Genomic DNA, 13,354 nt, shown 5'->3' with positions numbered 1-13,354 from the left:
GGCCTCAGGCAGGCGTTTCCATGACGACCGGCTGCCCGACCGACCCGACTCGCCGTCCGCGGAGGCCGGTTGGGCCCTCGGGAGGCGGCCGTTGTGGGTGTCGGTGGTCTCGGTACGGAGGGCGCCGCCGTCGACGTGGGGTGTCGGGCGGACGTCGCGTCTGTGGGGGACAGGGGCACGCTCATCGCGTACAGGCCGCCCCGCGCCCGCCTCGTCGTCCGCAGCGGCCCGTTGAACCGTCGGCAGACGGTCGTCGCGGGTGCCGCCGGCCTCGATACGCAGGGCGCCCGCCACCGACCCGGGGAGTCAGGCGGAGGCAGAGGCCGGGGACGCGTCCGTGGAGGACAGCGGCACGCTCGTCACCCCCACCCCCGAGGGCCGCCCCCGCCGCCCTCCCCGACGACCCCACCCCCCTCCGCGCGGTACCTTCATCGCGACGTCGATGAGGAGAGTGAACGTACGTGAGTAAGTTCGTGCGGCCGGCGGCCGAGGGTGCGGACCCGTTCGGGACCGCTCGCCTCAGGCGAGGCGTGCTCGACGCCTGGGCGACCAGCCCCGCGCGGTTCCGGGAGGATGCCAACGCCGAGGAGGATCTGGTCCTCGGGGGGTACCGGGACCGGCTCGTCGTCGAGCTCGCTCAGAACGCCGCCGATGCCGCCGCGCGCGGCAACGTGGCCGGACGGTTGCGGCTCACCCTCCGCGACGGCGTCCTGTGTGCCGCCAACACCGGCGCCCCGCTCGACGCGGCCGGTGTCGAGTCCCTCTCCACCCTCCGCGCGTCCGCGAAACGGGACGCCGGTGACAGCGCGGTCGGCCGTTTCGGTGTCGGCTTCGCCGCTGTCGTCGCCGTGACCGACGAGCCCGCGCTCGTCGGACGGCACGGAGGTGTCCGCTGGTCCCTCGCCGAGGCCCGCGCCCTGGCCGACGAGACCGCCCGGCACAGCCCCGGACTGGGGACGGAGATCCGTCGGCGCGACGGCCACATCCCGCTGCTGCGGCTCCCGTTCGCGGCCGAGGGCAGCGCCCCCGCCTCCTACGACACGGTCGTCATCCTCCCGCTGCGCGACACCGCCGCCGAGGACCTCGCCGAGCGACTGCTGGGCGCCGTCGACGACGCGCTGCTGCTCGCCCTGCCGGGGCTGGCCGAGGTCGTCATCGAGATCGGCGACAGCGCGCCCCGCACCCTCACCCGGCGCGGCGACCGCGCCGACACCGTCGTGGACGACACCCGGGACGGCACCACCCGCTGGCGCACCGCCTCCGCGCACGGCACGCTCACCCCGGAACTCCTCACCGACCGGCCCGTGGAGGAGCGATTGCGCCCCTACTGGTCCGTCACCTGGGCCGTACCCGTCGACACCGACGGCACCCCCGCCCGCCCCCGCACCAGCCCCGTCGTGCACGCGCCCACGCCCAGCGACGAACCCCTCGGCGTGCCCGCCCTGTTGATCGCCTCCCTCCCGCTCGACACCACGCGCCGGCACGCCGCGCCCGGCCCGCTGACCGACTTCGTGGTGGAGCGGGCGGCGGACGCGTACGTCGAACTCCTCGCCGCCTGGCGGCCGGTGACCCCCGGCATCATCGACCTCGTGCCCGGCCCGCTGGGCAAGGGCGAGCTGGACGGCACGCTGCGGGCGGCGATCCTGGAGCGGCTGCCCCGCACCTCCTTCCTGCCGCCCGCCGTCGAGCCCACGGGCGAGGACTCCGACGAGTTGCCCGAGTCGCTACGGCCCCGGGACGCCGAGGTCGTCGAGGGCGCCGGCGCCGACACCGTGCGCGTCCTCGCCGAGGTGCTCCCCACCCTGCTGCCCGCCGGGCTCGAACGGCGCGTGGAACTGCGGACGTTGGGCGTCGCCCGGGTCCCGCTCACCGACGCCGTCGACCGGCTGGCCGGCCTGGAGAAGGACCCCGGCTGGTGGCGGCGGCTCTACGACAGCCTCGCGGGCGTCGACCCCGACCGGCTCTCCGGACTGCCCGTCCCCCTCGCCGACGGACGGACCACCATCGGTCCCCGGCAGGTGCTCCTGCCCACCCCCGACGCCGTCCAGGTGGAGCCGGAGGTCCTCGCCAGGCTCGGGCTGAAGGTCGCCCACCCGGACGCCGCGCACCCCCTCCTGGAGAAGCTCGGCGCGCTGCCCGCCACGCCCCGCGCGGTCCTCACCACACCCCAGGTACGGGCCGCCGTGGCCGCCTCCCTCGACGACGAGGGCGGCGCCGTATGGGATGAAGACACGCCCGGTGCCGAGGAGTTGGCTGACACCGTCCTCGCCCTCGTCCGGGACGCGGGACTCGAACCCGGTGACGAGCCCTGGCTCGGTGCCCTCGCGCTGCCCGACGAGGACGGCGAACTCGCGCCCGCCGGTGAACTGGTCCTGCCCGGCAGCCCGTTCGCCCAGGTGATGAGGGAGGACGAACTCGCCTTCGTCGACTCCGAGTTGGCCGAGCGCTGGGGCGAACAGCCCCTCGCCGCCTGCGGAGTTCTCGCCAACTTCGCCCTCGTCCGCGCCACCGACGTCGTCCTGGACCCGGACGAACTGGAGCCCCGCGACAGCGACTTCGCGGAGCCCGACGACCCCGGTCTGCTGGACTCCGTGGACGTCTGGTCGGAGGACGTCCTCGACCGCTTCCCCGACACCCCGGTACCCCCCGTCGCCACCGAGCTCGTCGCCGTACGCGATCTCGACCTCGTCGACGACGACCGCTGGCCCCAGGCCCTCGCCCTCCTCGCCCAGCCCCCGCTGCGCGACGCGATCACCCAACAGGTCCGCGTCCTGCTGCCGGACGGCACCCATGAGGTCGTACGGCCCTACACCGCTTGGTGGTTGCGCGGGCACCCGGTCCTGGACGGCCGCCGCCCGGCCGGTCTGCTGGCCGCCGGCGGGGACCCGTTGTTGCGCGGCCTCTACGACGAGGCCGACGCGACCGGCTTCGACGACGAACAGGTGCTGCGGGCCCTGGGCGTCCGCACATCGGTGGCCGCGCTGCTCGACGAGCCGGGCGGCGCCGCCGAGTTGCTGGACCGCCTCGCCGACCCGGACCGCGAGGTCACCGGCGCCCAACTGCACGCCCTGTACAGCGCGTTGGCCGACCTGGACCCGGAACAGGTGACCCTGCCGGACGACCTGCGGGCGGTGGTCGACGGCGAGGTGACGGTCGTGGACGCGGCCGACGCCATGGTTGTCGACTCACCCGACCTGCTGCCCTTCACCGCCGGCGTCCCCCTCCTCCCCGTACGGCCGTCCCGGGCCGCCGAGTTGGCCGAACTGTTCCAGGTGCGGCGACTGAGTGAGTCGATCACCGGCTCCGTCGACTCCGAGGGCACCGAGCACGACGTACCCGAGTCCGTACGGGTGCTGCTCGGCCCGCTCACCCCCGCCACCTACGTCGAACACGAGGAACTCGTCGTGGACGGCGTGGAGATCGACTGGCGCCGGACCCGGGACGGAGTCCTGCACGCCTCGACCCTGGAAGGGGTCGCCGCCGGGCTCGCCTGGGCGGCCGGGCAGTGGCCCCGGCGCTTCGAGGTGGCGGCGCTGCTGGAGGATCCGTCGCGGACGGAGGAGCTGGCCCGGGACCGGTGGTTCGACTGAGGGGGCCGATGCGCGGGCCGGGGATCTTCACGGGTGTTCCGGAAAACTTCCACGATTCGTACAACCATTCCCTTCCGTCGTGGATCTGATCACCTGAGCCACCCGGCTCCACGATCACTTCTCTATCTGGGGAACCCATGCGCATGCGTGCCACCCTCGGCGTCGTCACCGGCGCCCTGGCCCTCTCCGCCCTCGCCGTGCCTGCCGCGCAGGCCGACGACGGCCGGGGAGACACCACGATCTCGGGCGTCGTGGTGAACGGCGGCAAGCCGGTCGTCGTCGGCGCGACCGCGAAGAAGACCATCACGGTCAGCTTCACCGTGAAGGACGCCTCGGGCGTCGGCTGGGCGCAGGCGATCCTGTACCACGGCGCGAACATCGACTCGGCCGACAGCGGTGCCGTCGCCACCAGCAGCGACGGCCGCGCCACCTGCACCAAGGTCGACGCCACGACGTCGACCTGCAAGTCGACGTTCGACATGAAGCCGGGCTACAACCTGATCAACTCCGTGGCCGGCGGCTGGAAGGTCTGGGCCATCGCCACGGGCAAGGACAACGACTACGTCAAGAAGGACAACGCGAAGACCTTCCAGGTCCAGCGCCTGTCCAAGCTGACGGTCAACGCCACTCCGGAGCCCGTGAAGAAGGGCAAGACCATCACGGTCACCGGCAAGCTGACCCGCGCGAACTGGGACGCCGGTACGTACTCCGGTTACTCGACCCAGCCGGTGAAGCTCCAGTTCCGCAAGAAGAGCGCCACCACCTACACCACGGTCAAGACCATCAAGACCAGCACGACCGGCGCACTGAAGACCACCGTCAAGGCCACGGTCGACGGCTACTTCCGCTACAGCTTCGCGGGCACCACGACCACTCCGGCGGTCAACGCCACGGGTGACTTCGTCGATGTGAAGTAGCCCCGGGAGCGGCGAACTGTCAGTACTTCACCATCAGTTCGCAATCCCCGTACAAAACCTGTCTCCGGCGTACAACCCTCCCCACCCGTCGAAGATCAGATCACGTGAGCCAACAGGCTCCGCCATCACTTGGGCCCCGGCGCCGACGACGAGCCGTTCGGAACGACCACCGCGCCGGGGCCCCCTTCCCAACCTGGGGAACGCATGCGCATAAGCGCCACCGTGGCCGCCGTCTCCGGCGCCCTGGTTCTCTCCGCCTTCGCCGTACCGGCCGCCCAGGCCGCAGACGCTCCGTCCGGCAAGGCCGCGTTCAGCGCCGCCACCGCGGACGGCACCGCGACCGCCGCGGCCACGCTCAACGTCACCTTCTCGAACGTCAAGGTCAACAGCGGCAAGTCCGTCGTGGTCGGTGCCGCCGCGAAGGTCGCCGTGCCGGTCACGTACACCCTGACGCACGACGCGAGCCTCGACGTCAGCGCCGACAACTTCGCCAGCGGCCCGCTCATCTACCGCGGCAGCTCGATCACCACGCCGAGCAACGAGATCATCAGCGACGACCCGGGCACCTGCACCGCCGCCTCGACGACCGTCCTGAACTGCAAGGCCACCATCTACATCCGCCCGGCCGACGGCGACCTCGCGAACGCCGACGCCGGCACCTGGAAGGCGGGCGGCCTCGCCATCGCCTCCAGCGGTGCCACGAAGACCCAGGGCGGCCTGGGCAACGTCCCCGTGACCCGCCTGGCCAAGCTGACGGTCAACGCCACCCCGGAGCCCGTGAAGAAGGGCAGGACCATCACGGTCACCGGCAAGCTGACCCGCGCGAACTGGGACGCCAACAACTACACCGGCTACTCGACCCAGCCGGTGAAGCTCCAGTTCCGCAAGAAGGGCGCCACCACCTACACCACGGTCAAGACCATCAAGACCAGCACGACCGGCGCACTGAAGACCACCGTCACGGCGAGCGTCGACGGCTACTTCCGCTACAGCTTCGCGGGCACGGCCACCACCGCCCCGATCAACGCCACGGGCGACTTCGTCGACGTGCAGTAGCCAGCGGTAAGCAACAACAGCCGGTTCTAAGCCGGTACGCGGCGGTCGACCAGTCTCCACGCGAGCTCCAGGGCGACCGCCGCCACCGCCGAGATCCCCACCGCGATCCACGGCATCGTCACCCCCACCAGCTTCAGCGCGAAGAAGTGCTGGAGCCACGGGACGATCAGGACGACCACGAAGGCCGCCCCCATCGAGGCGACCAGGGTGACGCGCCACCAGGTGTAGGGGCGGGCGATGATCGCCAGGACCCACATCGAGATCAGGAACAGGGTCAGGGTCGCCGCGCTGGTCTCGGCGTCCAACGAGCCTTCCCCCGTGTACTGGTGACGGGCGATCAGATACGTCACGAAGGTCGCCACCGCGGCTATCACGCCACCCGGGATCGAGTACCGCATCACCCGCCGTACGAAGTGGGGTTGCGCGCGTTCCTTGTTGGGCGCGAGGGCGAGGAAGAACGCCGGGACGCCGATCGTGAGGGTGGAGAGCAGGGTCAAGTGGCGTGGCAGGAAGGGGTATTCGACCCGCCAGCACACCACCAGCACCGCCAGCAGCACCGAGTAGACCGTCTTCACCAGGAACAGCGTCGCCACCCGCGTGATGTTCCCGATGACCCGGCGCCCCTCCGCGACCACCGAAGGCAGCGTCGCGAAGCTGTTGTTGAGCAGCACGATCTGCGCGACCGCCCGGGTGGCCTCGGACCCCGAGCCCATGGACACCCCGATGTCGGCGTCCTTGAGGGCGAGTACGTCATTGACGCCGTCCCCGGTCATCGCGACCGTGTGCCCGCGCGACTGCAACGCGCCCACCATGTCCCGCTTCTGCTGCGGGGTGACCCGCCCGAACACCGTGCCCGCGTCGAGGGACTTCGCCATCTCCTCCTGGTCCTCGGGGAGTTGGCGGGCGTCGACGACCTGCCCGGTGAGCCCGAGCTTCCCGGCCACCGCGCCGACGGACACCGCGTTGTCGCCGGAGATGACCTTGGCGTGCACGTCCTGCTCGGCGAAGTAGCTGAGGGTCTCGGCCGCGTCGGGGCGCAGCCGCTGTTCGAGGACGACGAGCGCGGTGGCCTCGGCTCCCCGCGCGACCCCGGGGTCGTCCAGCTCACCCGCGACCCGGGCCAGCAGCAGCACCCGTAGCCCCTGCTCGTTGAGCCGCTCGGTCTCGGCGAGCGCGGGGTCGCCGGCGTCCAGCAGCACGTCGGGCGCCCCGAGCAGCCAGGTGCTCGACTCGCCGTTGCCCTCGCTGAAGGACGCCCCGCTGTACTTGCGCGCGGACGAGAACGGCAGCGACTCGACGCAGCGCCACTCCTCGCTGTCCGGATAGGCGGCGATGATCGCCTGGAGCGACGCGTTCGGGCGCGGGTCCGACTCGCCCAGCGCGCCCAGGACTTCGCGTACGTACGTCTCGTCGGCCCCGCCGAGCGTGCGCAGCTCGGTGACGTCCATACCGCCCTCGGTGAGCGTGCCCGTCTTGTCGAGGCAGACGGTGTCGACGCGGGCGAGGCCCTCGATGGCCGGCAACTCCTGAACCAGGCACTGTTTCCGGCCAAGGCGGATGACCCCGATCGCGAAGGCCACCGAGGTGAGGAGCACCAGCCCCTCGGGGACCATCGGGACGATGCCGCCGACCGTCCGCGCGACGGAGTCCTTGAACCCGTGCTGTTTGACGACGAGTTGGCTGATGACCAGGCCGATCGCGGTCGGGATCATCATCCATGTCACGTACTTGAGGATCGTGGAGATACCGGTGCGCAGTTCGGAGTGGACCAGCGTGAACCGCGAGGCCTCCTCGGCGAGTTGGGCCGCGTACGCCTCACGCCCCACCTTCGTCGCCTCGAACGCGCCACCGCCGGCGACCACGAAACTCCCGGACATGACCGCGTCCCCCGGCCGCTTCACCACCGGATCGGCCTCACCGGTGAGCAGCGACTCGTCGATCTCCAGACCGTCGGCCTCGACGCACTCCCCGTCGACCACGACCTTGTCGCCGGGCCCGATCTCGATGAGGTCGCCGAGCACGATCTCGGAGGTGCTCACTTCCACGGCGGCCCCGTCCCGGCGCACGGTCGGCTTCGCCTCGCCGATCACCGCGAGGGAGTCGAGCGTCTTCTTCGCCCGCCACTCCTGGAAGACGCCGATCCCGGTGTTGGCGAGGATCACGTACCCGAACAGGCTGTCCTGCATCGGCGCCACGAACAGCATGATCAGCCAGAGCACGCCGATGATCGCGTTGAACCGGGTGAAGACGTTGGCGCGGACGATCTCGCCGAGGGAGCGGCTGCTGCGCACCGGGACGTCGTTGACCTCCCCGCGCGCCACCCGTTCGGCGACGTCGGCGGCGGTGAGCCCGCGCGCCCGCGTGGCCGGAAGCGGCACGGGGTGCACAGGGTCGAGTTCGGCGCCCGCGTCGGTGTGCGTCATGCATTCGACGGTACGTGCCGATTTACGGCTTCACCCGCCGAGTGCCCGGAAGATCCGACCTGGGGATGAGCGAAGTAGTGCGGAGGCAGTACGGCCTACTCGGCCGGCTCCTTCTCGGGTGCCGCCGCCCGCTTGATCGCCGCGTCCCGCCCGCGGACGTACCAGACGCCGATCAGCCCGAGCCCACCCCCGGCCAGGCAGGTCCACAGCCACCACAGATGGCCGTGGTCGTCGAACCAGCCGTAGAAGGGGAGCTGGACGAGGAAGAGGACGAACCAGAGGATCGTGCCGCCGATGATGGTCGGGACGATCGGGCCCTCCAGGGGCTCCGGTGCCTCGTGTGTCGGTGTCCACTTCGCCATGGGGACAGCTTACGAGGCGACGCAACTCTCTCGGGTCTACGCGCGGAGATAGCGCCTGACGTCTTCATATGTTCATACTGAAGCGGTTTCCGTCTGTCCACTTCTGCTCGTAGGAACATCCAATGCAGACCGCCCTCGACCGCTACTTCAAGATCTCCGAACGGGGCAGCAGCCTCCCGCGCGAGATCCGGGGCGGGTTCGCCACCTTCTTCGCGATGGCGTACATCATCGTGCTGAACCCGATCATCCTGGGCAGCGCGAAGGACATGTACGGACACCACCTCGACAACGGCCAACTGGTCACCGCCACCGCCGTCACGGCCGCCTTCACCACCCTCCTCATGGGCGTCATCGGCAACGTCCCGATCGCGCTGGCCGCCGGACTCGGCGTCAACTCCGTCGTCGCCCTCCAGCTCGCGCCCCGCATGTCGTGGCCGGACGCGATGGGCATGGTCGTCCTGGCCGGCCTGGTCGTAATGCTGCTGGTGGCCACCGGGCTGCGCGAGCGCGTCATGAACGCGGTGCCCTACGGCCTGCGCAAGGCGATCTCGATCGGTATCGGCCTGTTCATCATGCTGATCGGACTCGTGGACTCCGGGTTCATCACCCGCATCCCCGACGCCGCCCAGACCACCGTCCCGCTCCAGCTCGGCGCCGACGGTCACCTCAACGGCTGGCCGGTCCTGATCTTCATCCTCGGTGTGCTGCTCACCCTCGGCCTGATCGTCCGCAAGGTGTCCGGCGCGATCCTCATCTCGATCGTCACCATGACCGTCCTCGCGGTGATCGTGAACGCGGTCGCGACGATCCCCTCCTGGGGCCTGACCACCCCGAAGTGGCCCGGAAACCCGGTCGCCACCCCCGACTTCGGGCTGATCGGCAAGTTCAGCCTCTTCGGCGGCTTCTCCAAGGTCGGTGTGCTGACCGGCGTCCTGTTCGTCTTCACGGTCCTGCTGTCGTGCTTCTTCGACGCGATGGGCACGATCATGGGCATCAGCGACGAGGCGAAGCTGACCGACGGCGAGGGCAACATGCCCGGCATCAACAAGGTCCTCTTCGTCGACGGCATCGCGGTCGCCGCGGGCGGCGCCAGCTCCTCGTCCGCCACCACCTGCTTCGTGGAGTCCACGGCCGGCGTCGGCGAGGGCGCCCGCACCGGCTTCGCGAACGTCGTCACCGGCGCCCTCTTCGCCGTGGCGCTGTTCCTCACGCCCATCGCCACGATGGTCCCCTCCCAGGCGGCCACCCCCGCGCTGCTCGCGGTCGGCTTCCTGATCCTGGCGGGCTCCGTCAAGGAGATCGACTGGGCCGACTACACGATCGCGATCCCGGCCTTCATCACGATGGTGATGATGCCGTTCACCTACTCGATCACCAACGGCATCGGCATGGGCTTCATCACCTTCGTGGTGCTGCGCCTGGTGGCGGGCCGGGGCCGGGAGGCCCCGGTGCCGATGTACGTCGTGGCGGCGGTGTTCGGCTTCTACTACCTGATGCCGGCCCTGGGTCTGACCTGACCGGCGCGGGTCACGTGACCCCGTAGAACTTCTCGGTCTCCTCGACGGCGCTCTGGAAGCGCTCGTCGAAGTCGTCCCGAATGAGCGTCCGGACCACATAGTCCTGGACGCTCATTCCCCTTTTCGCCGCATGGTGCCGGAGCCGTTCGAGCAGCTCCCCGTCTATCCGCAGGCTGAGCACGCTGGTCCCCATGAAGTCGAGGGTCGGGGGCGGTCCCGGGCGCCGTGTCACGTTCCGCTCGCGGATCACTCATATGGGTGACGGAAGGGTTCAGTGGCCAGGGTCACGGGCACTCTGGCGCGTTCCAGTGGTCTTTAGAGAGAGTAATGAGTTACGCTAAAGACATGCCGGACCTCACCCATGGCGACGACGCTGCCGCCGTGAACTCCCTGCGATCAGCCGTGATGCGGTTGTCCCGTCGACTCAAGCACCAGCGGGTCGACGAGTCACTGAGCCCCACCGAGATGTCGGTGCTGGGCACCCTGTCCAACTGCGGCAGTGCGACCCCTGGCGAGCTCGCTCGCAAGGAGCATGTGCAGCCGCCCTCGATGACCCGCATCGTCGCGCTGCTCGAAGCCAAGGGCCTGGTCCAGCTGGAGCCACACCCCGAGGACCGGCGCCAGAAGGTGGTCACCAAGACCCCCCAGGCCGAGGCGATGCTCGAAGAGAGCCGCCGCAAGCGCAACGCGTTCCTGGCCGGTCTGGTCGACGGCCTCGACGAGGACGAGTGGGCGAAGATCGTCGCCGCCGCCCCCGTGCTGGAGAAACTCGCACATCTGTAACCACGCTCTATGTAGGAGGCGACCTTTTGAGTTCGGGAACCGGAGCAGACTCCGCCCCCGCGCCAGCCACCCCCGACACCCTGCCCACCCCCGACACCACCGGTAAGTCCTCGATGTTCAGCTCGCTGAAGATCCGGAACTACCGCCTGTTCTTCATCGGCCAGGTCGTCTCCAACACCGGCACCTGGATGCAGCGCATCGCCCAGGACTGGCTGGTCCTGAGCCTCACCGGCTCCTCGGCCGCGGTCGGTATCACGACGGCCCTCCAGTTCCTGCCGATGCTGCTCTTCGGGCTCTACGGCGGTGTCCTGGTCGACCGCCTGCCCAAGCGCCCCACCCTTCTGGTCACCCAGTCCGCGATGGCCCTCACCGGCCTGGCGCTCGCCTTCCTCACCCTCTCCGGCCACGTCCAGGTCTGGCACGTCTACGTCGCCGCCTTCGCCGTCGGCCTCGCCACGGTCGTCGACAACCCGACCCGCCAGACCTTCGTCTCCGAGATGGTCGGCCCCGAGCAGCTACAGAACGCGGTCAGCCTCAACTCGGCCAACTTCCAGTCCGCCCGCCTGATCGGCCCCGCCGTCGCGGGCGTCATGATCACCGGCGTCGGCACCGGCTGGGCGTTCGTCGCCAACGGCCTGTCCTTCGTCGCGCCGATCGCCGGCCTGCTGATGATGCGGGCACGCGAACTGCGCACCGTCGAGCGCGCCCCGCGCGGCAAGGGCCAACTGCGGGAAGGGCTCCAGTACGTCGCCGGACGCCCCGACCTCGTCTGGACGATCGTCCTGGCCGGGTTCATCAGCACCTTCGGCTTCAACTTCCCGGTCTTTCTCTCGGCCTTCGCGAACGACGTCTTCCACGCGGGCGCCGGCTCCTACAGCCTCTTCAACACCCTCATGGCGGTCGGCTCCCTGGGCGGCGCCCTCCTCGCGGCCCGTCGCGGCACGGCCCGGATGCGGGTGATGATCGGCGCGGCGGTGGCCTTCGGCACGCTGGAGCTGGTCGCGGCGACAGCCCCCTCCCTCTGGCTGTTCGCCCTGCTCATGGTCCCCGTCGGCATGTTCGGCATGACGGTCAACGTCACCGCCAACACCACCGTCCAGATGGGCACCGACCCCGCCATGCGGGGCCGCGTGATGGCCCTCTACATGATGGTGTTCATGGGCGGCTCACCCATCGGCGCCCCCATCGCCGGCTGGATCACTGACGCATACGGCGTCCGAGCGGGCCTCGCCTCCGGCGGCGCCATCGCCGCGGGCTCGGCGATCGTCATCGGCTTCGTCCTGGCCCGAGTCGGCGACCTACGCCTCACGGTCGGCTGGCACGGCGGCCACCCGCAGGTGCGGTTCGTCCCGAGGCGACGCCGGGAGGAACTGGCGACGGCCGTTTGACGCCGAGGCCGGCACGGCTGGCCAGCTTGGCGAGGCCAGGCCGTCCGGCTGGCCCGGCCTGTTCGACACGCCCGTTGGACCCCTCCGGCCCGGCCCGCCCGTCCGACCAACCGGCCCAGCCCAACCCCGAGGCCAGGGCTACACCCTCCGCGCCAGCACCTGCCCCGGCCACGCGTCCGCGCCGACCGTGAAGGGCTCGGTCGGGGTGAAGCCGTTGGTCTCGTAGTAGCTGACGAGTTTGCGGTCGTCGCCCGCGTAACAGTCCACCCGCAGCAGGGAGATCCCGGCCCGCCGAGTGGCCTCCGCCGCGTGTGCGAGCAGGGCGCTGCCGACGCCGTAGCCCTTGAAGCGGCGGTCGGAGGCGAGGAGGTGGATGTAGCGCTCGGGTTCGTCGGCGGATTTCAGGTACGGACCCGGTGCGTCGGTGAGGGTGAGTGTTCCGGCCGGTACGCCGTCGATCTCGGCGATGTAGGGGGAGCCCTGGGTGATGTATCGCTCCACCACCGCCACGGCCTTCGGGTCCGCCGACCACGGTGTGCTGCCCCACTGCCCGGTGCGCCCCTGTGCGACGAGCCAGGCGACGGCGCTGTCGAGCATGCCGAGTATCGCGGGAATGTCGTCGGGACCGCCGTCTCTGATGCTGATAGCCATGTCCTCATAGTGGCAGGCTGAGCCGTATGAGACTCTTCGCCGCGGTACTGCCCCCGGAGGACGTCACCGCCGAACTCGCCTCCACGGTGGCCGAGTTGAAGACCCTCCCGGGCGCCGACGGCCTGCGCTGGACCGGCCGCCCCGGCTGGCACTTCACCCTCGCCTTCTACGGCGAGGTCGACGACGGCGTCGTAGCGGAACTGTCGGACCGGCTGGAGCGCGCCGCGCGGCGGACCGGGCCGTTCGGGCTGGCGGTGCGCGGGGGCGGGCAGTTCGGGCACGGGCGGGCCTTGTGGGCGGGGGCGGAGGGAGATCTCGCGACCCTGCGGCTGCTGGCGGACCGGTGTGAGGCGGCGGCGCGGAAGGCGGGGCTGGAGATGGGGGACCACCGGCGTTATCGCGCCCATCTCACCCTGGCCCGGAGCCGGGAGGCGGTGGACGTACGGCCGTATCTCGACCGGCTCGGTGACTTCGCGGGCCGGGCGTGGACGGTGGAGGAGCTGGTCCTCGTGCGCAGCAACCTGCCGAGGTCCGGGGTGCCGGGGGAGCAGCCTCGGTACGAGGCGGTCGCCCGCTGGGGGCTCGGGGCGGGCGGTTAGGCTCGGGTACGTGGACCCGAAAACCCGGAACCGGATCATGGCCGGTGCGCTTGTGCTGTTGTTCGTCG

11 protein-coding genes are annotated in these 13,354 nt (G+C 70.6%); 7 read left to right on the top strand and 4 right to left on the bottom strand.

Annotation, left to right across the window (positions count from 1 at the left end; all coding sequences use genetic code 11):
* The first annotated feature begins 461 nt into the window (after nucleotides 1–461).
* The 3 genes from AB0M63_RS15880 to AB0M63_RS15870 all read left to right on the top strand — a co-directional run bounded on the left by AB0M63_RS15880 (nucleotide 462) and on the right by AB0M63_RS15870 (nucleotide 5,563).
* Nucleotides 462–3,590, top strand: a complete 3,129-nt coding sequence (locus AB0M63_RS15880; RefSeq protein WP_366019762.1) for a molecular chaperone Hsp90 — start codon at nucleotides 462–464, stop codon at nucleotides 3,588–3,590.
* Between the two features lie 137 nt (nucleotides 3,591–3,727).
* A complete protein-coding gene (locus AB0M63_RS15875) occupies nucleotides 3,728–4,507 on the top strand; it encodes a calcium-binding protein (protein ID WP_355905881.1) in 780 nt (259 codons plus the stop codon).
* Nucleotides 4,508–4,711: 204 nt separating this feature from the next.
* A complete protein-coding gene (locus AB0M63_RS15870; protein WP_355905878.1) occupies nucleotides 4,712–5,563 on the top strand; it encodes a hypothetical protein in 852 nt (283 codons plus the stop codon).
* 26 nt (nucleotides 5,564–5,589) lie between these two features.
* Here the strand turns inward: AB0M63_RS15870 and AB0M63_RS15865 are convergent, their stop codons facing one another.
* Nucleotides 5,590–7,986 carry an HAD-IC family P-type ATPase gene (locus AB0M63_RS15865; protein WP_366019761.1) on the bottom strand — a complete coding sequence of 799 codons (2,397 nt, stop codon included), beginning with the start codon at nucleotides 7,984–7,986 and terminating at the stop codon, nucleotides 5,590–5,592.
* A gap of 95 nt (nucleotides 7,987–8,081) precedes the next feature.
* The gene (locus tag AB0M63_RS15860) at nucleotides 8,082–8,348 is read right to left on the bottom strand and encodes a DUF2530 domain-containing protein (RefSeq protein WP_355905872.1); all 267 of its coding nucleotides are present in this window, start codon (nucleotides 8,346–8,348) and stop codon (nucleotides 8,082–8,084) included.
* Between the two features lie 122 nt (nucleotides 8,349–8,470).
* Here AB0M63_RS15860 and AB0M63_RS15855 point away from each other — a divergent pair, with 122 nt between their 5' ends.
* Nucleotides 8,471–9,865, top strand: coding sequence for an NCS2 family permease (locus tag AB0M63_RS15855; protein ID WP_366019760.1), 1,395 nt, complete (start codon nucleotides 8,471–8,473; stop codon nucleotides 9,863–9,865).
* Between the two features lie 10 nt (nucleotides 9,866–9,875).
* Here the strand turns inward: AB0M63_RS15855 and AB0M63_RS15850 are convergent, their stop codons facing one another.
* Nucleotides 9,876–10,058 carry a ribbon-helix-helix protein, CopG family gene (locus AB0M63_RS15850; protein ID WP_355905866.1) on the bottom strand — a complete coding sequence of 61 codons (183 nt, stop codon included), beginning with the start codon at nucleotides 10,056–10,058 and terminating at the stop codon, nucleotides 9,876–9,878.
* 152 nt (nucleotides 10,059–10,210) lie between these two features.
* Between AB0M63_RS15850 and AB0M63_RS15845 the strand changes: the two genes are divergently transcribed.
* Both AB0M63_RS15845 and AB0M63_RS15840 read left to right on the top strand, forming a co-directional pair.
* Nucleotides 10,211–10,648 carry a MarR family transcriptional regulator gene (locus AB0M63_RS15845; protein WP_019072529.1) on the top strand — a complete coding sequence of 146 codons (438 nt, stop codon included), beginning with the start codon at nucleotides 10,211–10,213 and terminating at the stop codon, nucleotides 10,646–10,648.
* 26 nt (nucleotides 10,649–10,674) lie between these two features.
* A complete protein-coding gene (locus AB0M63_RS15840) occupies nucleotides 10,675–12,036 on the top strand; it encodes an MFS transporter (protein ID WP_355905862.1) in 1,362 nt (453 codons plus the stop codon).
* Nucleotides 12,037–12,174: 138 nt separating this feature from the next.
* On the opposite strand, the gene AB0M63_RS15835 is transcribed toward AB0M63_RS15840, so the two are convergent.
* A complete protein-coding gene (locus AB0M63_RS15835; RefSeq protein WP_366019759.1) occupies nucleotides 12,175–12,687 on the bottom strand; it encodes a GNAT family N-acetyltransferase in 513 nt (170 codons plus the stop codon).
* Between the two features lie 26 nt (nucleotides 12,688–12,713).
* Here AB0M63_RS15835 and thpR point away from each other — a divergent pair, with 26 nt between their 5' ends.
* Entirely contained in the window at nucleotides 12,714–13,286 is a 573-nt protein-coding gene (gene thpR, locus AB0M63_RS15830) for an RNA 2',3'-cyclic phosphodiesterase (RefSeq protein WP_366019758.1), read from the top strand.
* Nucleotides 13,287–13,354: the final 68 nt, after the last annotated feature.

Source organism: Streptomyces sp. NPDC051576, assembly GCF_040681835.1.
GTDB lineage: Bacteria > Actinomycetota > Actinomycetes > Streptomycetales > Streptomycetaceae > Streptomyces.
The sequence above is the reverse complement of the archived record's forward strand: the minus strand, read 5'-3'. Positions and strand labels throughout refer to the sequence as shown.